General features: G+C 36.9%; 20 protein-coding genes. 4 read left to right on the forward strand and 16 right to left on the reverse strand.

The genetic code is table 11. The features are described 5' to 3' along the window. Positions 1–122: 122 nt before the first annotated feature. Together ELS83_RS16740 and ELS83_RS16745 are read right to left on the reverse strand one after the other, a co-directional pair. Complete coding sequence (locus tag ELS83_RS16740) at positions 123–722, reverse strand: superoxide dismutase (protein ID WP_171596696.1); 600 nt, start codon at positions 720–722, stop codon at positions 123–125. A 126-nt stretch (positions 723–848) separates the two neighbouring features. After that, complete coding sequence (locus ELS83_RS16745) at positions 849–1,451, reverse strand: superoxide dismutase (RefSeq protein ID WP_171596697.1); 603 nt, start codon at positions 1,449–1,451, stop codon at positions 849–851. A 181-nt stretch (positions 1,452–1,632) separates the two neighbouring features. Here ELS83_RS16745 and ELS83_RS16750 point away from each other — a divergent pair, with 181 nt between their 5' ends. Further along, positions 1,633–2,937 (forward strand): MATE family efflux transporter, encoded by a 1,305-nt coding sequence (locus ELS83_RS16750; RefSeq protein ID WP_171596698.1) that lies wholly within the window; start codon positions 1,633–1,635, stop codon positions 2,935–2,937. Here the strand turns inward: ELS83_RS16750 and ELS83_RS16755 are convergent. Next, a complete protein-coding gene (locus ELS83_RS16755; protein WP_171596699.1) occupies positions 2,927–3,619 on the reverse strand; it encodes a hypothetical protein in 693 nt (230 codons plus the stop codon). The two genes, ELS83_RS16750 and ELS83_RS16755, sit on opposite strands and share 11 nt — an antisense overlap. Positions 3,620–3,727: 108 nt before the next feature. Here ELS83_RS16755 and folE point away from each other — a divergent pair, with 108 nt between their 5' ends. Continuing rightward, positions 3,728–4,354: a GTP cyclohydrolase I FolE gene (gene folE / locus ELS83_RS16760; RefSeq protein WP_171596700.1), complete on the forward strand. Its 627-nt coding sequence runs from the start codon at positions 3,728–3,730 to the stop codon at positions 4,352–4,354. Between the two features lie 160 nt (positions 4,355–4,514). Further along, positions 4,515–5,405 carry an ACP S-malonyltransferase gene (gene fabD, locus ELS83_RS16765; protein WP_171596701.1) on the forward strand — a complete coding sequence of 297 codons (891 nt, stop codon included), beginning with the start codon at positions 4,515–4,517 and terminating at the stop codon, positions 5,403–5,405. An 84-nt stretch (positions 5,406–5,489) separates the two neighbouring features. Here the strand turns inward: fabD and ELS83_RS16770 are convergent, their stop codons facing one another. From ELS83_RS16770 to ELS83_RS16790, 5 genes are all read right to left on the reverse strand, one after another. Beyond that, positions 5,490–8,465, reverse strand: coding sequence for a PEP/pyruvate-binding domain-containing protein (locus ELS83_RS16770; protein ID WP_171596702.1), 2,976 nt, complete (start codon positions 8,463–8,465; stop codon positions 5,490–5,492). A gap of 243 nt (positions 8,466–8,708) precedes the next feature. Beyond that, on the reverse strand, positions 8,709–9,749 hold the full coding sequence (locus tag ELS83_RS16775; protein WP_171596703.1) for a 2-oxoacid:ferredoxin oxidoreductase subunit beta: 1,041 nt from the start codon (positions 9,747–9,749) through the stop codon (positions 8,709–8,711). 2 nt (positions 9,750–9,751) lie between these two features. After that, positions 9,752–11,596, reverse strand: coding sequence for a 2-oxoacid:acceptor oxidoreductase subunit alpha (locus ELS83_RS16780; protein WP_171596704.1), 1,845 nt, complete (start codon positions 11,594–11,596; stop codon positions 9,752–9,754). A 380-nt stretch (positions 11,597–11,976) separates the two neighbouring features. After that, positions 11,977–13,440, reverse strand: coding sequence for a RagB/SusD family nutrient uptake outer membrane protein (locus tag ELS83_RS16785; RefSeq protein WP_171596705.1), 1,464 nt, complete (start codon positions 13,438–13,440; stop codon positions 11,977–11,979). A gap of 18 nt (positions 13,441–13,458) precedes the next feature. Beyond that, complete coding sequence (locus ELS83_RS16790) at positions 13,459–16,503, reverse strand: SusC/RagA family TonB-linked outer membrane protein (RefSeq protein WP_171596706.1); 3,045 nt, start codon at positions 16,501–16,503, stop codon at positions 13,459–13,461. Positions 16,504–16,957: 454 nt separating this feature from the next. On the opposite strand from ELS83_RS16790, the gene ELS83_RS16795 reads away from it, so the two are divergent. Then, complete coding sequence (locus ELS83_RS16795) at positions 16,958–17,491, forward strand: gamma carbonic anhydrase family protein (protein ID WP_171596707.1); 534 nt, start codon at positions 16,958–16,960, stop codon at positions 17,489–17,491. 40 nt (positions 17,492–17,531) lie between these two features. Here the strand turns inward: ELS83_RS16795 and murI are convergent, their stop codons facing one another. From murI to ELS83_RS16835, 8 genes are all read right to left on the reverse strand, one after another. Beyond that, complete coding sequence (gene murI / locus ELS83_RS16800) at positions 17,532–18,359, reverse strand: glutamate racemase (RefSeq protein ID WP_171596708.1); 828 nt, start codon at positions 18,357–18,359, stop codon at positions 17,532–17,534. An 88-nt stretch (positions 18,360–18,447) separates the two neighbouring features. Continuing rightward, entirely contained in the window at positions 18,448–18,963 is a 516-nt protein-coding gene (locus ELS83_RS16805; RefSeq protein ID WP_171596709.1) for an OmpH/Skp family outer membrane protein, read from the reverse strand. 29 nt (positions 18,964–18,992) lie between these two features. Further along, positions 18,993–19,514 carry an OmpH/Skp family outer membrane protein gene (locus ELS83_RS16810; RefSeq protein ID WP_171596710.1) on the reverse strand — a complete coding sequence of 174 codons (522 nt, stop codon included), beginning with the start codon at positions 19,512–19,514 and terminating at the stop codon, positions 18,993–18,995. A gap of 75 nt (positions 19,515–19,589) precedes the next feature. Beyond that, entirely contained in the window at positions 19,590–22,103 is a 2,514-nt protein-coding gene (bamA, locus tag ELS83_RS16815) for an outer membrane protein assembly factor BamA (protein WP_171596711.1), read from the reverse strand. A gap of 24 nt (positions 22,104–22,127) precedes the next feature. Then, on the reverse strand, positions 22,128–22,874 hold the full coding sequence (gene uppS / locus ELS83_RS16820; protein ID WP_171596712.1) for an undecaprenyl pyrophosphate synthase: 747 nt from the start codon (positions 22,872–22,874) through the stop codon (positions 22,128–22,130). A gap of 3 nt (positions 22,875–22,877) precedes the next feature. Further along, complete coding sequence (gene porG, locus ELS83_RS16825) at positions 22,878–23,543, reverse strand: type IX secretion system protein PorG (protein WP_171596713.1); 666 nt, start codon at positions 23,541–23,543, stop codon at positions 22,878–22,880. A 207-nt stretch (positions 23,544–23,750) separates the two neighbouring features. After that, complete coding sequence (locus tag ELS83_RS16830) at positions 23,751–24,635, reverse strand: NAD kinase (RefSeq protein ID WP_171596714.1); 885 nt, start codon at positions 24,633–24,635, stop codon at positions 23,751–23,753. A gap of 141 nt (positions 24,636–24,776) precedes the next feature. Beyond that, positions 24,777–25,442 (reverse strand): CBS domain-containing protein, encoded by a 666-nt coding sequence (locus ELS83_RS16835; protein WP_110361347.1) that lies wholly within the window; start codon positions 25,440–25,442, stop codon positions 24,777–24,779. Between the last annotated feature and the right edge of the window lie 23 nt (positions 25,443–25,465).

The following is a 25,465-nucleotide window of genomic DNA, read 5'->3' on the forward strand; positions in this document are numbered from 1 at the left end:
CTGTTTGGATCTATAATAACAAGAGACCTCATTTGAGTTTGAATTATAAAACACCTAATTTTATACATCAAAAATCCAGTGAGGCTAGCCTCACTGGATCATATAATTAATTTATAAATGTGTCAACCTATTTTAGGACGACTCACTTCAAATCTTTTTTCGATCAGATCCCAATCAATCAATTGCCAGAAGTTTTCGATGTACTTTGGACGTGCATTTTGAGTATCCAGATAGTAGGCATGCTCCCAAACATCCATGGTTAAAATTGGTTTGTAACCATCTCTTAATGGGTTTCCAGCATTCTTTTTCTGCATAATGCTAAGTTTACCAGCTGCATCAACAACCAGCCAAACCCAACCCGAACCGAATAATGTAGCTCCAGCCTTGGTAAATTCGGCCTTAAAATTTTCGAATGATTCGAATGCCAATTGAATCGCTTCCAACAATTTTCCTTTTGGTTCTCCACCTCCATTCGCCTTAAAGGCTTCAAAGTAAAAAGTATGATTATAAACCTGTGCACCATTGTTAAAAATTCCTCCTTCGGAGTGCTTTACAATATCTTCAAGACTTGCTTCTTCGAAAGCGGTTCCTTTAATTAAATTGTTCAAATTCGTAACATAAGCCTGATGATGCTTTCCGTAATGAAATTCAAGAGTGCTCTTTGTAATATAAGGCTCTAATCCGCCTAATTCATAAGATAAGGTAGGTAGTTTGTGTTCCATATTTTATTGTTTTTGATTTTCTCTTCAATTTCACAATAAAAAATTACAAATTCAATAAAAAAACAGAAAAAGGCCGATCCCTTTAAAAAAGAACCGGCCCCAAAATCAAAAAAACAATAAACAAAACTAATCCTGAAAGCGTTTAGCCACTTCCTCCCAATTGATTACTTCCCAGAAAACTGAGATGTAATCAGGTCTTCTATTTTGAAACTTTAAGTAATATGCGTGTTCCCAAACATCCAATCCAAGAATTGGTGTTCCTTTCACTTCTGCTATATCCATTAATGGATTATCCTGATTTGCTGTTGATGAAACAACCAACTTCCCGTCGGCTTGTTTTACCAACCATGCCCAACCCGAACCAAATCGTGTTGCAGCAGCTTTAGCGAATTCAGCTTTGAAAAAATCAAAAGATCCAAAATCTTTTTCAATGGCCGAAAGCAAATCTCCAGTCGGTTGTCCACCTCCATTTGGCGACATCACTTTCCAGAATAAATCGTGATTAAAAAATCCGCCTCCATTATTTCTAATTGCAACTGAATGCTGTGAAATATTGCCTAGTATTTCTTCAATACTCTGATTTGCCAAATCAGTTCCTTCGATAGCAGCGTTTAAATTATTTGTATATCCCGCATGATGCTTAGAATGATGTATTTCCATTGTTCTGGCATCGATATGCGGCTCTAGTGCATCATATGCATATGCTAATTTTGGTAACTCGAAAGCCATATATTTTATCTTTTTCTTATGGTTGATATAGGTTTATTTGTCACTAAAAACAAATCTAATTTTTACTCAGATTAAATCCAAATTATTTTAAGACTTTTTTGTCTTTTATTTTTTGTGCTTTTTAAATATTCTTGAAAACAAGATTTTTAGCTACTTTCGTGTCCTGATAAAAAATTGAATTGTGAACAGGAAAATTTTAAATATCGCCTTACCTAATATTGTTAGTAATATTACCATTCCCCTTTTGGGATTGGTCGATTTGGCCTTAATGGGACATTTGGGTAAAGTAGACTTTATTGGGGCTATTGCTTTAGGCGGTACCATTTTCAATTTTTTATATTGGGGTTTCGCCTTCCTGAGAATGGGCACTACAGGCATTACAGCTCAGGCATATGGAGCACGAAATTTGAGTGAAGCCATACTTTCCCTTTCCAGAGCTTTAACAGTTGCACTGGTAGGTAGTATATTGATTCTGATCCTCCAAAAACCAATCGAAATGCTCAGTTTCTGGCTAATCGAAAGTGAAGAGTCGGTCGAATCCATTGCAAAATCGTACTTCTACATTCGTGTTTGGGCTGCTCCGGCAACCATTGGATTGTATGCATTAAACGGATGGTTTATTGGGATGCAAAACGCAAAAACGCCAATGCTTATAGCAGTTACAGGAAATGTCATTAATATCGCATTATCGGCATTTTTTGTGTATGGATTACTACTCGATGCCAGGGGTGTTGCCTTAGGAACACTAATTGCACAATACTGTAGCCTGTTTATTGCTCTCTTCTTTGTCTTTAAAAACTACAGTCGATTATTTAAATACTGGAGTGCGAAGGGAATGATGAAAGTGCAGGAGTTAAAGCACTTTTTCCTGGTAAACAAAGATATCTTTATCAGAACACTCTGCATTATTTTTGTTTTTACTTTTTTCACCACCGAATCGGCAAGCGTAAACAAAGAAATTCTTGCAGTGAATTCTTTATTGCTTCAATTCCTTTTTATCTTCTCCTATTTTATGGATGGATTTGCCTTTGCTGCCGAAGCCTTGGTTGGAAAATTTATTGGGGCCAACAACTCGAAAAACCTTTCAAAGGTAATCCGATTGCTATTTATTTGGGGAATTGGCATCAGTGTAATTTTCACCATTGCCTATGGCCTATTTGGCATTGATATCTTATCCGTATTAACCGATGCAGAATCGACCATTAGAATTGCAAGAGATTACCTGAAGTGGATAATTCTGTTGCCAATTTTAAGTTTTGCTTCATTCTTAATGGATGGTATTTTTATAGGAGCTACAGCTTCAAGTTACATGAGGAAAACCATGCTTGCAGCAACCATATTCATTTTTATTCCGCTTTACTATTTCTTGAATAACTCACTAGAAAATCACGGACTTTGGATTGCCATGCTGGGCTTCATGTTTACACGAGGTTTATTTCAGGCCATATATTACAAGAAAGCCGTATTGGTGCACTTTAGGAAATAGCGATTTCCGATCCTGAAAAAATCAATTCAATCTTCTCGTTTACCGATTTTATCATTGATTCGCTTGGTTCATCTGCATTGTGAGCATTTTCGATTCGATCAATAACATAGAAAAGCTGAATTAAGCTTACAGATTCTTTCTGGCAGACATAAAGCATATTTGCTCCTTCCCTGCTAATTACATCGGGATAATTTTTCACATAAGCATTTGCAATTGCATTAACCTGGTTGGGAATCGTGTTGCAAGTAATGCCACTTGCCTTTCTCAGATCTGAAAAAACGCCTGGTATCAAACTATCATTTTCCAAAATCTCATTTTTAAATGGCAATTCGTTTTTATTCCTTTGGCCAAGATCAAAGACCGAAGCAAAACTATGATCTGCTCCTATTCCAATATCTCCAAAGTAATCGTCAATTATACAAAGCATCTGATCTTTTTCAATCTGATCTTTTAAGGCATAACACTGTCCAAAATGCAATACCAAATCGTATTTATTCTTTGTAAGAGCCTGGGTATAGGAATATACCGACATGCTTCCTCCATAGCCCGAAATTAAGATATCAACAGATTGGTCATTATGAGTGAAACGGGCATAATTTTGACCTAAATTTTCTTCCAATTCGAGTTGAGAAATAAAATTTTTAAGTACCTCAAAAGTCTCTGAAACGAGTAAAATATCCATAAATGCAAGAACTTAGCTAAAACAAAGCATGTAAAAGTTTGTTATAAAGGTGAAATTATTACTTATTTTGCAAAGCAAAACAACGACTTATTAAAAACACTGTGACGAATGGAATTTTCAATTAACGGACAAGAAGATAAAGGATTCACAAAAATAGAAAAATACAATCAGGAAACTACAGAAGAACTGATGTATCATTATAAAAAAGTTTTGGAATTACTTGGTGAGGATGCAGAACGAGAAGGACTGGAGAAAACTCCTTTACGTGTTGCCAAAGCCATGCAATTTTTAACTCAGGGATACCATATCAAACCAGAAGATATTTTACGATCGGCCATGTTTAAGGAAGATTATAAGCAGATGGTAATTGTAAAAGATATTGAGGTTTACTCGATGTGTGAGCATCACATGCTGCCATTTGTAGGTAGAGCTCATGTGGCTTATATCCCGAATGGATACATTACAGGTCTTAGTAAAGTAGCTCGCGTTGTTGATGCTTTTGCGCGTCGTTTACAAGTGCAGGAGCGCTTAACAACACAAATTAAAGATTGTATTCAGGATACTTTGAATCCTTTAGGAGTGGCGGTAGTAATCGAGGCTCAGCACTTGTGCATGTCGATGCGTGGTGTTCAGAAACAAAATTCGGTTACAACAACTTCTGATTTTACTGGTGCTTTTGAAAAGGTAGCAACCAGGGAAGAATTTATTCGATTAATTTCTGCGAAAACAATTTAAAATTTATCAACCTGAAAGGGTGCATATTTTAATCCGTAAGCATAAGCAATTCTAAAATTGCAGATTGCGAACGGATTAGATATCTTTGTGCCCGAATAATTCAAAACTTACCATGATGATTGGTCATTAACTAGACCGATCGTTTAAATTGAGAATGAATATGAAAGCATATGTATTTCCGGGACAAGGTGCCCAATTTGTAGGTATGGGTAAAGACCTATACGAAAATTCGGAACTTGCTAAGGAACTTTTCGAAAAAGCTAACGAAATTCTTGGTTTCCGTATTACTGATTTGATGTTTGAAGGAACTGACGAAGATCTAAGACAAACCAAAGTTACTCAACCTGCGATTTTCTTGCACTCGGTAATTTTAGCCAAAACTTTAGGTGAAGATTTCAAACCAGAAATGGTAGCAGGTCACTCATTGGGTGAATTCTCTGCTTTGGTAGCAAACGGAACTCTATCTTTCGAAGATGGTTTAAAATTGGTTTCTCAGCGTGCTATGGCAATGCAAAAAGCTTGCGAAATGGAACCTTCAACTATGGCTGCAATCATCGGTTTAGATGATGAAACTGTTGAGAAAGTTTGTGCTGAAATTGAGGAAGTAGTTGTTCCTGCGAACTTCAACTGTCCTGGTCAGTTGGTAATTTCTGGCAGCATGAAAGGTATCGAACTTGCTTGCGAAAAATTAAAAGAAGCTGGTGCAAAAAGAGCTTTACCATTGAAAGTTGGTGGTGCTTTCCACTCACCATTAATGGAACCTGCTCGTGTTGAGCTTGAAGAAGCTATCGAAAACACAGCTTTTGCAACTCCAGCATGTCCTGTTTACCAAAACGTAAATGCAAAACCAGTTACTGATCCTGCTGAAATCAAGAAAAACCTTGTTGCACAGTTAACTGCTCCGGTACGTTTTACTCAAACTATGGTGAATATGATTGCTGATGGCGCTTCATCTTTTACTGAAGTTGGTCCTGGTAAAGTGATCCAGGGATTGGTAAAGAAAGTAGATCGTAAAATGGAAACAGCTGGTATCGATTCATACCAGGCTTAATTCATTTCAAATGATATTGAAAAGGCTGATCTATCGATCAGCCTTTTTTTATACGTAAAAAAGGAGGCTTTAAGCCTCCTTGTATTATTTAAAACTAATTACACTAGTTTGTTTTTTACCGTCCATTAAAACCTCCAATGGCTCCTTAAATCGCACATGCTTAAAGTAGTGGATTTGCTCTACTTTTTCCTGCTTATCAAGAACCTCCATGTTCACAAAATTATAGTCTGAATTGCTCTTAATTGAGAAATAACCTACATTCATTGATGTTACATTGTGGAAAAAGTGAGATCCCAGGGATGCATCCAATGGAAAATCTTCGAGACCTTGTTCAACAATTACCTTTGCATTTGAAATTTGCGACCAAAGAACTGGTATTCCAGTGAACTTATCGCGAGTACCCCAACGGCCCGGACCAAATAGGATATATTGTCGATCCTGTTCCTTCATTTTTTGATTCAGAACTTCCATCTCCTCGGCCATCTCTTCGGTTTTGGTTCTGTCGAACTTATCCAAATCCATGTAAATTACATCGCGGATATGATTTACCTTACCATTACCCATACCTTTGTTGGCAAGCATAACAAGTTTGTTGCGATCTACCTTCGACATGTCAATTTCAACGCTCATTTCCTGACGAATTAGTGGTTTAATTTGCAACAAATGGAAAGTCGGATTTCCATCTTTACCTTTCGATAAATCGACTGCATATTCGATTTCAACCGGAGCTCCCATTGCCTGCTTAAAGATATTCAACAATACGCTTAAGGCATGTGCAATTGGCACCTGGTTGTATTTCAGGATATTTGCAAAGTCAACCACTCGTGGTCCGCGCAAATTCAAATCTGGTTCTAATCTGTCATTCTGGAAATCGTAAACCGAAGCACAGTGTAGTAAATTGCCGTCTTTTTCGGCTTCAGCCAATTCGTATTTAACGGTTACTGCATCTTCTCCATCATTTACCAAATCGATATTCTCCTTCTCCATATCAATGGCATAGAAGTATTTCTGAGAATCTTTAATCTGATCTTCGATAGAAGCCAATTGCAATTTCGGGTGTTCAGGGCAAAAACGATGAGTTTTCTCTCCACCAACAACATATTTACCCAAACCAATTGCCATAACCGAGAAACCATCTTCGGGCTTCATGTATGAGAATGGATAATAGTTGTAAGATTGAGCTACACCACTAATATTTGGATAGAATTTTCCATTGTATTCCTGACCAACCACCTCCTGGATGATTACAGCCATTTTCTCCTCTTCAATCTTGTAATCGACAGCACTGAAATACGATTGTGCTTCAGGCGTAAAAATAGAAGCATAAATTAGCTTAATTGCAGTTACCAGTTGCTGATATCTTACTTCGATATCCGGATCGTTATTTGGTAGCAGATAAGTTGCATAAACACCGGCAAATGGTTGCATCAACGAATCTTCGAACAAGCCCGAAGATCTTACTGCCAACGGTTTATTAATTTCCTCGAGATACTGACGAAGTTTATTACCCAGTTTTTCAGGAATATCTCCTTTAAGGAACAATTCCTTCACCTTTTTATAGTTCTTATCCAGGTAGATTTTATCGTATAGGTTATTCTTCTCGATAAAGTTATCGTACTCATCAACTCCAATAATTGCTGTTTGAGGAATCGAAACATTGATGTCCTTTATCAGTTTCTTAAAGTAGATATTCTCGATAAAGTTACTCAGGAAAGCCAGACCACGTCCTTTTCCTCCTAATGAGCCTCTACCCATACGAACGATATAATGATTCGAATTAACGATATTTGGCTTAAATCGGATGATTCGACCTCTTAGCTGTTTAATTCTTGAAGCTTCGAACACATCCAAACAGAATTTTCTCAAATCCTTTACGGATTTAAAATCTTCGATCTGATATCTTCTTAATTTTTTTGCGACATTAATTTCTCCACGTGCCATTAACCAGGTGGAAATTCCATTTCGCTTGGAGTGGAAAAGCAAGGATTCATCAGGAACAAATCTTAGTTTCTCTTCGAACTCTTCCATCGATTTGGCAACAGCTACACGTGTTCCACTTTGGTTGCGGAAAACAAAATCGCCAAATCCAAGTTTGGTATAAATGAAGTTATAGATATCCAATGCCAGTGTATCACTGTTTTTGTTGATAAAATCAGCATCAACCTGCATGGCTCTAATAGCATTATCGGTATCGTGCGACTGCATTAAACATGGTATTCTCATGTTTTTGGCCTGCACGTATTTGATTAAATCTACACCCGAATCGTCATCCAGTTTTCCATCGCGTGCAAAGCGAACATCCGAGATTACACACAAAAGGTTTTCCAGGTATTTATCTACCACTTCAACCGCATCTTCGAATGTACTTACCAAAATTACTTTTGGACGGGCACGCATTTTCAAAATCTTGTGTAATTCATCAATATCTCCTTCATCGGAAATTACCTTCTGGGTTTGGGTCATTACCGAAGTATAAAGGAGAGGAAGGTATCTGGAGTAATATTTTACGGAGTCTTCGGCCAAAAGAATTACACGAACATCTCCACTTTTGGTATCGGTTTCAAGGTTCATTTTATCCTCGATATATTTGGTCATTGCCATAAATATCTTGGTTGAACCATTCCAAACAAATACTCTATCGATATTGTTTTTGATTTTATCGGCAGCACGATCGAAATAAGCAAGATCGCTATTGTTGTTCACCAAAACCAAAACAGGAATATCCGGATTTACCGTTTTAATTTGCTGGCTCAGTTCCAGTGGCGATTCTTTATCCAATCCAGCCATTAGAATCACCATATCGTAATGACGATTCTGGAGTGCTTCTAATGCCTCTTCGTTGGTAGCAACACTGGTAAAACGGGGGGCCGCATATAAATTCAGCTGTAAATATTCACCTACAATTTTATCGGAAAACTGTCCTTCACGAACAATTGTATATGCATCGTAATAGGTTGCAATCAACAGAATCTCCTTCACTTTGTAAGGCATCAATTCCTGAAAAATATCACGGTCGTTCTTCTTGCGCTTGTAAATTTTCGAAATCGAAATTTCTTCCATATCAGGTAATATTATTTTAGTGTGTTGTTTGTTTTGGCAATACCGATTACAAAATACTAATAATATTGCCCAATGCCTTTAATTCTATGACTTATTCAAGATGTTTTTGATCATTAAATCTCATCCTTATTCTTGAACGATGTCCACTTTTAAAAGGTTGGCGAAAATAGTTAATTTTTTTTGTAAAAAACAAAGAGGAAACTCATAGTTTCCTCTCTGATATATATACGATTACAATATAGGCTATTCAACTTCCCATGTATCACCGCTGTTCAATAGATCATCCATACATTTAATAGATGATTGTTCTTGAATATCCTTGATTTGCTGTACCATCTTTTCTTCGTAAGAAAGAGCTGCTACATCACGAATTACACCAAGTGCCACCGGATACTCTGGTGCTGTCATATTCGACAATAACCAGTGCATGTGTGGATCTGGAGTATGAGCATCGTGAATCAAAATATCCTGCTCGGTGATTCCATGTTCGCCAATGGTAACTACAACAAGTTTACCATTACCTCCCATTACCAATCCTTTGTTCTTTTCTTTACCAAAGATCATTCTTTCGCCATGGCGAAGTACCAACTGGTATTCTTCTTTGGTATTTTTATCGGTAATTAAAGAGTGAGCTCCATCGTTATAGATAACACAGTTCTGTAATACCTCAACAATCGAAGTTCCTTTGTGCTTGGTTGCATCAAGAAGAATTTCCGAAGTTAACTTGATATTGGTATCGATAGAACGTGCATAAAACTTCGATTGAGCACCTAAAGCCAACTCGGCTGGGTGGAATGGCTGTTCAACTGTTCCGAATGGAGAAGTTTTGGTTACCATACCATGCTTCGAAGTAGGAGAATACTGACCTTTTGTAAGACCATAGATTTCGTTATTGAATAACAAAATGGTCATGTCAATATTTCTACGCACCGCGTGAATAAAGTGGTTACCTCCGATTGCCAATGCATCACCATCACCCGAAACCTGAAGGATTTCAAGATCTGGATTAGCCGACTTTGCACCCGATGCAATAGCAGCTGCTCTACCGTGAATTGAATGGAATCCGTAAGTATCCATATAGTATGGGAAACGAGAAGAACATCCGATACCAGAAATTACTGCAAAGTCTTCTTTTGGTTTTCCCATTAAAGCCATTGCTTTCTGTACCGAATTCAAAACTCCATGGTCACCACATCCAGGGCACCATCTTACTTCCTGATCACTCTTAAAATCTTTTGGAGTCAATTTCTCAGGAGCTGGTTGCTTTAATAATGTATCTGCCATGATTATTTCTCCTCCAATAATTGATTAAACTTCTCTTTCAATTCTTTTACAGTAAATGGTAAACCTTGCAATTTGTTGTATTGCTCGAATTTAATATCCTGGAAGTTGCTTCTTAAGTATTCAGCAAACTGTCCGTCGTTCAATTCACAAACGATAATTTTCTTATAGCGTTTTAATACCTCTTCTGTATTCTTTGGCAATGGGAAAATATAGTTAAAGTGTGCCAATGCAATGCTCTTGTCATCAGCTTGAAGCTCACGTACTGCTGTGGTAAGGTGACCATATGTTCCACCCCATCCTACTACCAATACATCAGCATTATCATCACCTTTAACAGGAAGATCCGGAATAAAGTTAGCTACTCTTCTAACTCTTTCTGATCTGATATCGGTCATTACCTGGTGGTTTTCCGGAACGTATGATACTGTACCAGTAACATCCATTTTTTCCAATCCACCAATTCTATGTTCTAATCCTTTGGTTCCAGGAACAGCCCATTTTCTTGCTAATTTTTCTTCGTCTCTTGCATATGGCATATAATCATCACCTTCTTTTGCCAATGGCACTGTAATAGGCGAAAGATCGGCCATTTTAGGAATTCTCCATGGCTCTGCACCATTTGCAAGGAATCCATCGGTTAAAAGAATAACCGGTGTCATGTGCTCCAATGCAATTTTACTTGCACGATAAGCATACTCGAAACAGTTTGATGGAGTACTTGCTGCAATAACTGGCATTGGACACTCTCCACTTCTACCATGAATTGCCTGCATTAAATCCGATTGTTCAGTTTTTGTTGGCAAACCAGTAGATGGACCACCACGCTGAACATTTACAATTACCAATGGTAATTCTGTCATCACTGCCAAACCAGCAGCTTCGGTTTTTAATGCCAGACCTGGACCTGAAGTTGTAGTTACCGCAAAATTACCTGCGAAACTTGCTCCAATTGCAGTACAAATACCAGCAATCTCATCTTCTGCCTGGAATGTTTTTACACCTAAATCTTTACGCGCAGCTAACTCTTGTAAAATTTCGGTTGCAGGAGTGATTGGATATGATCCACAGAACAATTCCAAACCTGCTTTTTCGGCAGCTGCAATTAAACCCCATGCTGTTGCCTTGTTACCTGTAATATTACGATAGGTTCCCTTCTTAATTTTAGCAGGAGCTACACTGTAGTTGTAAGCTAATGCTTCAATTGTTTTTGCAAAGTTATAACCTGCACGCAATACTTTTTTGTTACCCTCAACAACTAAAGGGTGCTTCTTAAACTTGTTTTCGATAAACTCTTCGGTATGTGCCAATGGACGATCGAACATCCAGTATACCATACCCAGAGCAAACATGTTTTTGCTTCGAAGAATACTTTTCTGATCCAGTCCTGAATCTTTCAAACACTCTTTAGTTAAAGAAGTGACTTTAGCCTTAATCAGATTGTAATCTGATAGTTTATCATCCTGTAGTGGATCTGCATCGTAACCTGCTTTTTCCAGGTTTCGATCGGTAAAACTATCCTCGTTCACGATGATTGTTCCACTCGCTTTCACCCACTTCAAGTTTGCTTTAAGAGCTGCTGGGTTCATTGCAACCAATACATCAGCATAATCACCAGGAGTGTTTACCTCTTTATGCCCGAAATGCAATTGGAATCCTGAAACACCACCTACTGTCCCTTGCGGAGCCCTAATTTCTGCAGGGTAATCCGGGAAAGTAGCTACATCGTTCCCAAATAATGCGGAAGTATCGGAAAACTGTGTTCCTGTAAGCTGCATACCGTCTCCGGAGTCACCAGAGAATCTAATTACAACTTCTTCCTTTTCAATGACTTTTGTCTTTTGACTCATGACTGTTTTAATTTAATCTCAGATTAAATTTTTGTTTTTTTAGTTTATTGCTGTTGAACTTTATTAAACAACTTAAACAAGCGTTTAAACGTCATTTAACGTGGTAAAGGTAGCGTTTCCCCAATTTTAGACAAGAAAAGATATGAAATTTTGATTACTTTTTGCAAACGTTTGTATTATAAAAAGTTACATCAAACTTATGTATAAAAATTTGTCTGATTTTGAGTTGATTAAGTCTGAATAAGCCGTTTTTTTCAATGAAAAATTCCAATTTTTATGAAGAGTGTAGTAAAAAAGTGAAATTTTCGAAATCAACCGTATAGAAAAAGGGGCAAAGTTTACACTTTGCCCCTTTAATTTATTTGAAAGAAATATGATTATTAGCTTTCGTAACCTGGGTTTTGAACCATATTTGGATTTGCATCCAATTCGATTCTTGGAATTGGCTGAATAATTTTGTAATCAGTCATCTCAATTGTTTTGTAAGTAGTTCCCCAGTAGTCATCACCACGAGTAATCGTTAAGTTATTACGAACTAAATCGTGGAATCTATGTCCTTCTGCAACAAGCTCAAGACTTCTTTCCTCAAGAATTCTTGCAAGATTGATAGTAGCAGCAGTAACAGTAGGAACATCAGCTGGATGATCAAACAATACAGTTGTACCATCAGCATCAATTACATCTTCTGTTGGGTATGCTCTTTCAATAACAGCATTCAAATATTCAGCAGCTTTTGCAGCATCGCTAGCCAATGCAGCTTCAGCAGCAATTAAATAAACTTCTGACAAACGAATTACTCTTGTATTAGAAGTATATGAAGGCTCATTAGCTTTACCAGGGTATTTCATAACACGACCCATACGATCTAACTCATCTTTAGCCAACATTTGGTTTCTTACATCATATGTAGCAGCTTGCAATTTAGCGATAAATGGATCTGTTGCTACAAATTGTCCGTAACCATCAGGATCTGACAAATAACCAACTGATTCAAGACCACCATTATCTTCTGAAGAGTTTACAATTTCGAATAATGACTCAGACATGCCATCTTTTGCCCACTCACCAACATAGTTGTCGCGAGACATTAATGATACATTTGAATTATTAATTACTTCTTCAGCATAAGTTAATGCGTTAGCCATATCACCTTTATAAAGATATACTCTAGCTAATAAAGCTTGAGCAGCAGCTTTATTGATGTGACCTAGGTTTGCATCATTACTTAACAAATCGATACCTGCTTTGAAATCTGCAATAACTTGATTGTAAACTTCCTCAACAGTATTTCTAGACATTTTTTGGTCAAAAGCAACCAAATCAGTAACGATTGGTACACCTAATGCAGTATTAGCATCACCGTGAGTATAAGGCTTACCAAAAGTCTTAACAAGATCAAAATGAATTAATCCTCTTAATGCCAATGCTTGTCCTTTGATATCATTTCTTGCAGCAATCGCATCAGCACCTTCTGCTTCTACATTATCAATTACAGCTAATAATGAAGCAACGTTTTTCATTGCTCTATATGGACGTGACCACATTTCAGTATCCGAACTTTCAGTATAGAAAGTATAACGGTAGTAATCATCCAAACGACCAGTTTCACTAGCACGCATATCATCAGCCATTACATCAAAGTTGAAGATATACTTACCATTGTAATATGCGTCGTCACTCATTTGATCGTAAACACCATCGATAGCATATTGAGCCTGTGTTACAGTTTGAACACTTCCATCCACAGCTAATTTATCACTTGGATCCTCTTCCAACCAAGAGTCAGAGCAAGAGGTACCTAGAAGTGCAACCCCTAATAGGGTATATATAAATCTGTTCTTCATTTTCTTCTTTTTTAAAAATTAAAATCCAATGTTTACACCGAAAGTATAAGTCTTAGTAGTTGGGATTTCCCAAGTAGTTGAACCGTGTACTGGTTGTTCAACGTCTACTTCATCCTGAGAGCTAAATGTTAGCAAGTTAGTTCCAGTAAAGTAGAATTTAACATTGGATAATGAAACTTTATTCACCCACTCGCTTGGAAGACTATAACCTAGAGTTAATGATTTCAATCTTAGGTAGTCGTTATCCATGATACGACGAGATGAGTTCCAGTTTGAACGAGTATCTGAATTCCAGTAACGCTTAGGGTTTCTAGCTTTGTCACCTGGCTTTTGCCATCTGTCTAACTGATTCTCCATCATGTTAGCAGTAGGAGCATTACCATCACCCATCATGTTATATGCTGCATGATTGTAGATATCACCTCCAATAGAGAAGTTGAATAAGAAATCAAGGCTTAATCCTTTATAGCTTAAGCTATTGTTAATACCTCCTGTGAAATCAGGATCAGCACATCCAACAATTGCCTTAGCAGCTTGTGCAGGATTTTTAGTTTTAATGTGGTTACCGCTATCATCTTTAGCACGGTTACCATCTTCGTCAATTACGTACCACTGAGCAGCTCCATCATCAGGATCAACTCCAGCCCAATCTCTCAAATAGAAAGTATTATAAGCTTCACCTTCTTTTCTGATGTAAGGGAAGTCGAAAATTGGCTCACCATTACTTAACTTAGTGATTTCATTCTTGTAATGAGATACGTTAAACGAAACATCCCACTTCAATTCAGAATCTCTTAATACGTTAGCATTTAAAGTGAATTCCCAACCTTTGTTTTCCATTTCACCAATGTTCTGCCACATGCTAGAGAAACCAGTAACTCTTGAAAGAGGTACTTGCATCAACATAGACTCAGTTTTCTTTTGGAAATACTCGAAGCTACCACTGAATCTTCCCAATACACGGAAATCGAAACCTGCATTGAAGTTTTTACTTTCTTCCCATGATAAGCTTGGGTTAGCAATTTGAGAGTAATCAAGTGCTGGCTGGCTATTGTAAGCATTTACAGAGTAAAGTGCTTTGTGACCATACCATGATACTGGTAAAGTACCGTTTGTACCATATGAAGCTCTAACTTTAAGGTCATCTAACCAAGTAGCAGAAGAAATAAAATCTTCTTGAGATAATCTCCAAGATCCAGAAACAGACCAGAAGTTAGCCCATCTTTCATCAGCACCTAATTTTGAAGAACCATCACGACGAATACTAGCAGAAACATAGTACTTGTTCATGAAGTCATAATCAACTTTACCTAGGTAAGAGATCAAAGTATTAGTGTCATCCCATCCACCAACAGCGTTTGGTTTAGCAGCACCATCATTTACTTTAATACCTTCAGGTACATTGTACCCTTCAGCTTCCATAGCCCAGCTATTTTCTTCTTCAACTTCGTAACCAGCTAAAACATTAATGTGATGTTTTTCATTAAATGTTTTGTCATATGTTAAGATGTTTGAAGAAGTAAGAATCTTGTTCTTAACACTTCTTTGCCATACTTCACCTTTATTAGCTCTACCTGCTCTTGAAACTGGAGAAGAGTATACTAAGTTATCAGTGTTAATCCAGTCATATGAGAATGTAGATTTGAAAGTAAGACCTTCTAAAATCTTATATTCTACAGAAGAGTTAATAGTATTTCTCCATGTATCAGAAGAACGCTCGTTCAAGCTGTACTCACGAACCATGTTGTAGTAACCGAAAGTTGACTCTTCAGTTAAGCTACCATCAGGGTTTCTTACTAAGTCAGTTGGTAATAATAACTGACGAGAAGCAAAGAATGGGTTAGCATAGTAGAATCCACCCAAAGCAATATTTTGCTTTACAGAACCAAAAGATAGGTTTGTAGTGAAAGTTAACTTATCAGTTGCTTTGTGTTTTAGGTTTACACGACCAGTAATTCTTTCCATGTCTGAGTTACGAGCAACACCATCAGTTTGGTTTGCACTAACAGAAGCAAAGAAAGTTGTTTTTTCGTTACCACCAGAAGCAGACAACTCATAGTTATGAACTTGTCCTTTTCTCATTAATTCGTCATCCCAGTTTGTGAAATTGCCATCAGCAGGTGTTGGATAGTAGTTATTCATAACTCCATCAACATAAGCAGTTGCAGCATCACCTGATAATCCTTGTAGGTCAATAGCATTGTTCATTAAACCTTCTCTCTGCAACATGATGAAATCTTCACCACTTACAGTTTCGAAGTTGTCCATTGCTAAATCAGTCACACCATGAGAAGTGCTAAAGTTAAATCTAGTTTTACCAGACTTACCTTGCTTGGTAGTAATAACAATTACACCATTTGCAGCACGTGAACCATACAATGAAGCTGCAGCAGCATCCTTAAGTACAGTTACAGATTCGATATCTGCAGGGTTAATTGTCGACAATGGAGTAGTTGTAGATCCTTCCTCGCCTGAGTAAGTAATACCAGTAGAAGAAGTTGTTACAGGTACACCATCAATTACGTAAAGTGGGTTTTGGTCAGCAGAAAATGAACCAATACCACGAATACGAATTTCAGTTGATGCACCAGGCTGACCTGACACACTTGATACTTGCAAACCAGGAACGTTACCTGAAAGTGCTTTTTCGAACGAAGTTACAGGAGTATCCTTTAACTTATCAGAATTAACGGTCGAAGCCGAACCTGTAAACGAAGATTTTTTAGTTACACCATAAGCAACTACCATTACCTCATCTACACCAATAGATTCTGATTCCATAACTACATTTAATGTAGCTCCTGAAACAGCTACTTCCTGAGTAGTCATACCCACGAAAGAGAAAACCAATACGCTTTCACCTTCTGGAACATTTAAAGAGTATTGTCCATCGAAGTTGGTTGTGGTACCGATGGTTGTACCTTTCACGATTACGGAAACTCCGGGGATCGACAGCCCATCTTCGGCTGAGGTAACCACCCCTGAAATTTCTCGACCTTGAGCTAGAACGCCCTGCAATCCTACGAAAAATAGGATTAACATCGAAACTAAACTTTTTTTCATAAACTTTTAGTTAGTGGTTAATTAACAATTAATACACATCTATATATACACTCTAAAACCTACTTTCCCAATTAGGTTTTAGAAAGAATATGCTCCCTTTAGAATTATTCTATAAAATGAATTGGAAAATCACTTATTACCCCTATGTAATCTATTTCCAATTTTCAGATTTTTATTACCCCTAATAAATCTGAGCTGTCAAAAGTGTGAAAAATTCTTAAAATTTCAAATCATTTTTTACGTAAACCTTTTAAATCTAAATAAGAACGCCTTCGAAAACTTACAATCCATAACTTTTTTGATTAATTTAATGACAATTTCAAAAGAAAGTAGCTCATTGATATTCAGCATTATTAGTGCTATCGTTTGCGTAACTTTTTTTATAACATACTCCAATTTGGACCACCCGATCTAATTTTCATTATCTTTGTATTTATAATCAAACTAAATAAGAATGGCTTTTATTAGAGATTTAAATGGAAAAACACCAAAATTCGGTGCAAACTGCTTTCTGGCTGAGAATGCGGCCATTATAGGTAATGTTGAAATGGGGAATGATTGCAGTATTTGGTACAGTGCTGTTCTTCGTGGTGATGTTCATTACATTAAGCTAGGCAACAATGTAAATGTTCAGGATAACGCTACTATTCATGCTACATATAAAAAATCACCTACTAATATTGGCGATAATGTTTCAATTGCACACAATGCAGTTGTGCATGGTTGTACAATTAAAGACAATGTTTTAATTGGAATGGGAGCTGTAGTTTTGGATGATGCGGTTATTGAGAGCAATTCCATTATTGCTGCCGGTTCGGTTGTAACCAAAGGAACTCATGTTGAATCGGGAAGTGTTTATGCCGGTTCTCCTGCCAAAAAGATAAAGGAAATCAGTCCGGAACTACTCGAAGGTGAAATTAATCGTATTGCCAACAGCTATGCAATGTATGCTAGTTGGTACCAAACCGATGAAGAAGCTGTAAAATAAATTAAAACAAAAGCCATTGCAATTGCAGTGGCTTTTGTTTTTAGTAGTTGATATGTTCTGCTTTTAGACTTGTATTCAAAAAACGGCTCGCTTTTTCCTCGAAACTATCCACAAATTCGGTGGTATAAAATTCTCTTTCCGAATTTTTGCTGCACCTCACATCCATCTCCGGATGCCTTCTTAAATAATCTTTTAGGCTTTTTGCGACAATCTCGCCTTGCGAAATAAGATTCACACCCGATGGCAGGTATTTTCTGATCTCCTCCTTTAGCAAAGGATAATGAGTACAACCTAAAATAATGGTATCAATCTTCGGATCTTTTTGCAAAAGGTTCTCAATATTTTTCTTTATAAAATATTGGCCACCTTGGCTTGCAAATTCATTATTTTCGACCAAAGGCACCCACATCGGACAGGCTTCCTGTACAACATTTATTTCGGGATGGAGTTTTTCAATCTCTAAAGGATATGAATTAGATCGAACTGTTCCTACCGTTCCCAATATACCTACATGCTTCGTTTTTGTGAGCAGGCCTACTTCCTCCACACTTGGTCTGATAACGCCCAAAACTCGCTTGTTTGGGCTAATTTTGGGTAAATCGCGTTGCTGAATGGTGCGAAGTGCCTTAGCTGATGCAGTATTGCAAGCCAGTATCACCAATTCACAATTCATAGAAAATAATTGCTCTACCGCTTCCAATGTGTAATCGTAAACCACATCATACGACCTGGTACCGTATGGACTTCTTGCATTATCGCCTAAATAGATAAAATCATATTCTGGCAATTCTTTTAAGAGTTCATTTAGAATGGTTAATCCACCGTAACCTGAATCAAAAACTCCGATTGCTTGCTTTTTAGTAATCATCCAAATCGATTATTAAAATGTGAGTGCTTCATAAAAATAAAAAAGGTGGTATTAATATACCACCTTTTAGAATAATATCTTAAAAAGATTACTGTAGCCCAAGCTTTGCTTTTACCAATGGCATAACATCAACACTATTATCTGAGTTAAATAAGATAACTCCTGTACTAATGTCTAAAATGTAAGTAAATCCATTTTCAGCACCTACGTCTTTAATCGCTTTCGAAGCTTTATCAAAAATAGGTTTTAACAACTCGTTTTGCTTGTTTTGCAATTCTGTTTGTGCAAAACCATCAAATTCTCTCATACGAGTTTGCAATTGCTGTATTTCTTTTTGCTTATCAGCTTTGATTGCTTCAGATAAAGTAGCTTCTTGCTCAACGTAAGCTTTTACCAAAGTTTGGTATTCAACCTGCATTGCTTTAATCTGGTTATCGTATTCAGCTGCCTGAGCTTGAATTTGCTTTTGAGCTTCGTCTTTTTCAGGCATAATTGATAATAATTTATTTGAATCAATATGACCTAATTTTACTGTTTGTGCAAATAGATTAGCTCCTGTTAAAAGGAAAGTGGCTACTAATGTTACTTTTAAAAATTGTCTCATAGTATACTCAGTTAGTTTTTATTTGATATTTATTTAGTTCTTATACCTAACTTATACAGCACCTTATCACTTAAATCGAACTTTGTATTGCTGTATATTATCGTTGGCCCATTAGCACGATCAATAATCATACCATAACTTCCAGATTTCGCTATCTCCTTGATTGCCTCATAGATATCGTCCTGAATAGGCTTCATTAATTCCTGCCTTTTTTTATAAAGCTCCCCATTTCTACCAAAATATCTTTGTTGCAATTTTTGCGCAGATATTTCTTTATCATGGATCTCTTTTTCTCTTTTTTCTCTCATTTCAGATGATAGAAATACTTCATCTGCTCTAAACTTAGCGTGCAGATCCTTAATTTCAGCAGTAATACTTTCAATTTCGCCCTGCCATTGCTTCGAGAACTTATCTAATTGTTCCTGGGCATTCTTGTAATCTGGCATCTTATTTAAAATGTATTCGGTATCGACAAATCCATATCGTTGCTGGGAGTATACACTTCCAAAACCAATCACCAATACTATTATCAATAAGAATATTTTTTTCATATTAATGCCTTTTACAAACAAACCCTAAATTAAGCTAATTTAAATGAGTACCCAATACCCATTTCTTAAAATATGTTAAAATTGTTGACCAATTACGAAATGGAATTGACTACCGTTCTGACCAACCTGATAAGCTTCATCGAATCCATAAGCCCAATCAATACCCAATAATCCGAACATTGGCAGGAAGATTCTTAAACCAACTCCTGCAGATCGTTTTAGATTGAATGGTTGGAAATCTTCAAAATCGTACCAAGAGTTACCTGCTTCGGCAAAGGCCAATGCATAAATGGTAGCTGATTGACTTAATGATAGTGGATATCTAACCTCTGCAGTTAATTTCGAGTAAATGTTACCACCCAAACGTCTACCATTCGATTGAATCGGGGTTAAGGAACCATTCTCATAACCTCTTACACCAATATTATCACTACCGTACATACTGTAACCCGACATTCCATCACCACCAACTTCGAAGCCTTCAAATGGAGATCTCTTGTCTTTATCGTAGTATCCTAAGTAACCGAATTCTGCACCTGTATAAAGTACCAACTTGTCATTTTTAGGAAGCAGACCGTTGTACATTTTTCCTTTAAATACCCACTTGTGGTACTCAATCCACTTGTACTTTTCATCATCGCTTGCTCGAGAATAATCAAGATCTTCAAACAACGAGTATGGTGGCGTAAATTTTAAGCTTAACGAGAACGACGAACCTCTACGTGTATACAATGGGTTATCAATCGAACTTCTCGATAATGTTGTAGTAAAGCTAAAGTTATTTGAGGTACCATCTGAAATCAGGTAATAAGCCCAATTCTTCAGTCTGAAGTTCTGATAACTCACTTCGTTATACAAAGAGAAGTAATCATCAGGCCATTTTAGTCTTCGCGCCAAACCTACGCTGGCACCAAAAATTTTCTGACTCTGGTCTGAATCTACATTACTAAATCCGTAGTAATTACCGTAAGCCGATCTACTAAATCCTGATTGCTGAGAATAATAAATCGATGTACTTAATGAGGTTGGTTTTTTACCACCTAACCATGGCTCCGTAAATGATAAACTGTAAGAGTTATAGTATGAACCATTGGTTTGTGCACGAATACTTAGCGTTTGACCATCACCGGTTGGTAGTGGACTCCATGCTTCTTTATTAAAGATGTTTCGGATCGAAAAGTTTGAGAATCTCAAACCAACGGTACCAATAATCATACCAGCACCCCAACCTCCGGAAAGTTCAATCTGGTCGTTGGCTTTCTCTGCCAATTCATAGGTAATATCTACTGTTCCACTTTCTGGGTGTGGTTTGATATCAGGATTAATGGCCTCCGGATCAAAGTGTCCTAGCTGAGCCAACTCTCGAACCGAACGAATAATGTCCGACTTACTAAATAATTCGCCCGGGTATGTATACAGCTCACGACGAGCAACGTGTTCGTGAGTTTTGGTATTCCCAACAATATTTACTCGATCGATGGTTGCTTGTTTCCCTTCAACCATTCTCATCTCAATATTAATGGAATCCTGACCAATTACCTTTTCAATAGGATTCACGTTAAAGAACAGGTAACCTTTATCCAGGTACAAGTTACTAACTGCATCATCATCTTCTCTTAATCGCTCATTCAGGAAAGTTTGGTTGTAAACATCACCTTTCTGAATTTTTAGAACTCGTTTTAAGTCATATGATGTATATACAGTATTACCAACCCAGGTAATATCGTTAAAGAAGTACTGGCTTCCTTCTTTCAATTTTAGGTAAAGATTTACCCTGTCTTCCGATACTTGTTCTACACTATCAGATAGAATAATGGCATCGCGGTACCCCTGCTCGTTATACTTTGTAATCAGTCCAATTTTATCTTCATGCCATTTGTCTTCGATATACTTCGACGATTTAAAGAAGTTTCTTATTCTTTTCTCCTTTGAACCCTTAATAGCCTTTTTTACCTTTTTATCGGTAAGAGCAGTATTGCCTTCGATAAAGATATTGCTGATTTTAATTTTATTGTTTCGGTCCATATTGATATCCAAAATCACACTGTTTGCTTCATTTGGATCATCGCGTTGAAGAATATTTACATCAACATTATAGAAACCTTTTTCTTTAAAGTAATTCCCAACTATTGTTTCAATGTTGGCAATCATATAATCTGTAACCTGTGTTCCTTTCTGAAGTTTTAACCTGTCTTTAATTTTATTGGTTTCACTTTTCGAGGTTCCATTGTAGTTTACTTCCGATAATCGCGGTCTCTCCTGCAAGTGGATATTCAGGTAAATCTTTTTGTCGATTAACTTGGTTGCAGTAATTTGAATATCTGAAAACAAGCCTTGCTTGTATAGTTTTTTTACTGCATTTGTTACTCTTTCGCCAGGTATTTCAATCTGAGATCCGGCACGTAATCCTGAAATCTGAACAAGGACATTATTCTCCAGATGCTTTACACCCGATACACTTACTCCACCCAATTCGTATGTTTTAGGGGAAGTGTAATATAGAGTTGGATTGTAAATAGTATCAGTTTCCTGCGCCACGGCAGCAAAACTTAAAAATAGAGTAAAAATGAAAGTTAATCGTTTAATCATTACTTTGCTTATAATGGTTAATTCCTAATTATCGGTTAATTGTTCACTTGTTTTCCCGAACCTACGTTCTCTGTTCTGGTAATTGTACAAGGCTTTGTATAACTCCTCCTTATTAAAGTCGGGCCAAAAAAGTTCGGTGAAATACAATTCTGCATAGGCAAGTTGCCACAACAAGAAATTGCTAATTCTGGTTTCACCACTGGTTCTGATCATCAGTTCAGGATCTGGAATACCCGCTGTTGTCAAGTGATTCTCAAAAATAGAATCATCAATATCATCAACTGATAACTGCTGATTCTCAATTTTGCCTGCAATTGATTTAACAGCATTTACAATTTCCCATCTAGAACTATAGCTTAAAGCTAATACCAGGGTTAAACCTGTATTCACAGATGTTGTATTAATGGTTCCATTTAATTTTTCTCTTACCTCTTCAGGCAAACTATTCAGATTTCCAATTGCCTTTAATCGAACATTGTTCTTCATTAAGGTTGGAGTCTCGTTTTCGATTGCCTCTACCAATAGCGACATCAAACCGAGAACCTCATCTTGCGGACGGTTCCAGTTTTCTGTTGAAAAGGCATAAAGAGTAAGATAAGAAATTCCTAATTCGGCGACTCCTTCGACAGTTTGTCTTACCGCTTCAACGCCATTCTGATGGCCTACAATACGATGTTCGCCGCGCATTTTAGCCCAGCGACCATTACCATCCATAATTATTGCCAAGTGAGAAGGCAACTTTTCTTTTATAATTTTTTCTTTGAATGACATATATTACTTTACAAGTCGACCGTATGAATGACACTCTTCATTATCTGGAAATAGTTTATAACTAAACATGATTCCAAAGAAGGATGCCCAATCGTTATTGTGCATTAAATTGCTTTCATTAAAATTATTCGGATCATCTAAATGATCCAGGTTATCGGTGAATGTTTTTCTAAAACTCCACTCTAAGGCGGCTGTCCATCTTCCTCCCAGGTTATACTTTAATCCAGCTCCCATGGGAATTGTAAATGATGATTCGGTACTACTTGGTGCAATGTAACCAATCCCTGCCGTAACATAAGGAACCAACTTTTTGGTTCTTGATTTTGCTGGTGCCCAAAAGGGTTGAAAATTAAATTCTGCCTGTAACGACAAGTCAACCAAATCGGTATCGAAAGATGCTCCCCTGTTTTGCTGATAGAAATTTTTAGCGTCGAGATCATCTCCCTTTAAACCTGCAAACAACATACTTGCTCTTAGTGAATACCTGGAATTAAAATTGTACCTGTAAATTCCACCTATTGCAACAGAACTTGAGTAAAAGTGATAAGTCGGATTAATATCTCCCATATAGTAGGCTACACCACCATAAAAACCTAACTCTGCTTTGGTTTGCGAATATGCCGTATTACAAACGACAAAAAAAAGTATCCCAAAAATCAGTCTGCGCATAAAAACAAATTTGTTTTTCACTTGCGAACAATGCTGAAACCCTTGCACCAACTCAAAAGCCTTGCTTAAAAGAGGATGCACTGTCCCAAATTTCATTCACAAGCTACAAAAGTAACATATAATCTTAAAAATCCTTATTTCAGGGGTAAAATATAATGCCGATCGAGTTAAATTTTGTTAAAATGAAAAAGCGTATTACTTAGATTATTAATTACGTTTATCAACTCCCCACATGAGCTTATTGCGTAAGGTTGCGTAAAAACTGTGACTCCTTAATTTGAGAACTTTAATTTGAAAGTCTGATTTTTTTATTTTAAGTTCAATTGAAGACTCAAATGTACATGATCGTGAATCGAGCGAAGCCAAATAAGTTTCACTTCTTCCCTCTACCCGTAAGGTAATTTCATGATGGTTGGGAACAACAATTGGTCGCACCGTTAGGTTGTGTGGCGATATCGGCGAAATAATAAAATTTTGAGTATTTGGAATTAATATTGGACCTCCGGCACTTAATGAGTAGGCGGTTGAACCTGTTGGTGTGGAAATAATTAGTCCATCGGCCCAGTAAGAATTAAGGTATTCATTATTTAAATAAGTGTGTATGGTAATCATAGAGGCCGTATCGGTTTTATGAACTGTAAACTCATTCAGTGCATAGTTAAATTCCGAAAACAAGCCATTTTTCGAGCTTTCGAGTTTCAGCAAGCTTCTTTCTTCGATGCTATAGTTGCCAGCAAAAATATCCGCTAGTGCCTGCGGAATTTCGTCTTGCGCAATATCTGCCATAAAGCCTAACCTTCCACTGTTTATTCCAACAATAGGAATTCCTGCATCACGTACAATGGTAACAGCTTCAAGAAATGTTCCATCTCCTCCTATCGAGAAAACAAAATCGACATCCTTGTCCAGATCATGATAGCCACTAAAGTAATTGTTTACCGGTGGTTTAAAATTGATATCCCGAATCAGGAAATCATAAAAAGGCTGATAGATATCTATCTCGACCTGATGCCTGCTAAATTCTTCGAACATTAGTTTGAAGCTTTCGGTAAAACTTTCATTAAAAAGTTTACCAAATAGAGCGATTTTCATTTTGTTAGTCTTTGTTTAGTTGATTTGTACCGATTACATGATTGAATTGTTATTCATCAAAATCACACATAATCTGCATAAGCAAATATAAAAGTTTCCCTTGTTCCTGAAACTTTATCTACAAAAGATTTGGATACAAAATCAAATGTTTAAAAACCTCATAAATGAATTGTATCGATCTTCGAGCATGTCTTTCATGTCATCTTCACGAACATAAGTGGTCTTGATTGTATAATCGTAACGTAAAAATGTTTGAATTATTGAGGTAAGGTTGCTTCGATTTATTTTAATGGTAAGTTCAATCTTTCGGGAATCGGTTGCAGACTTGACGTACAGACTTAATATTTTCGCATCGTTACTTTCAATAATTCTGGAAATTTCACTGAGGGAATAATCCACCGAGTTCAAATCAAGAACGATAATACCACCCGGCTCACGCACGGAGTATATTCTTTCGATATACTGCATTAAGTCGTTTAGCGTAATCAGACCTACATAGGTTTTTTCATCTTCCAATACAGGAATCACCGTAAGCTTTAGTCTCGAAATAATTTCAATTACATCGTAAATGTGATGGTTTTCCATTACGTAAGGACTAAACAAAGACAACTTCTGCTTACCTATTGGCTCTTCGGCCTGATTAAGGTCGTAGATGTCGTTATCCGATATCAAACCCAAAAACTCATCTCCTTTTACTATTGGCAAATGAGACACACGAAAAATCTCCATCCAGTTTAGTGCCTGAATTCCAGTATCCGTTTCCCTTAAAACAGGAACTACATCAGAAATTAAATCTTTTGCGATCATAAATAGTTTTTCTAGGAATTACT

Origin of the sequence: Marinifilum caeruleilacunae, assembly GCF_013141825.1 — a bacterium.
Taxonomy (GTDB): Bacteria; Bacteroidota; Bacteroidia; order Bacteroidales; family Marinifilaceae; genus Marinifilum; species Marinifilum caeruleilacunae.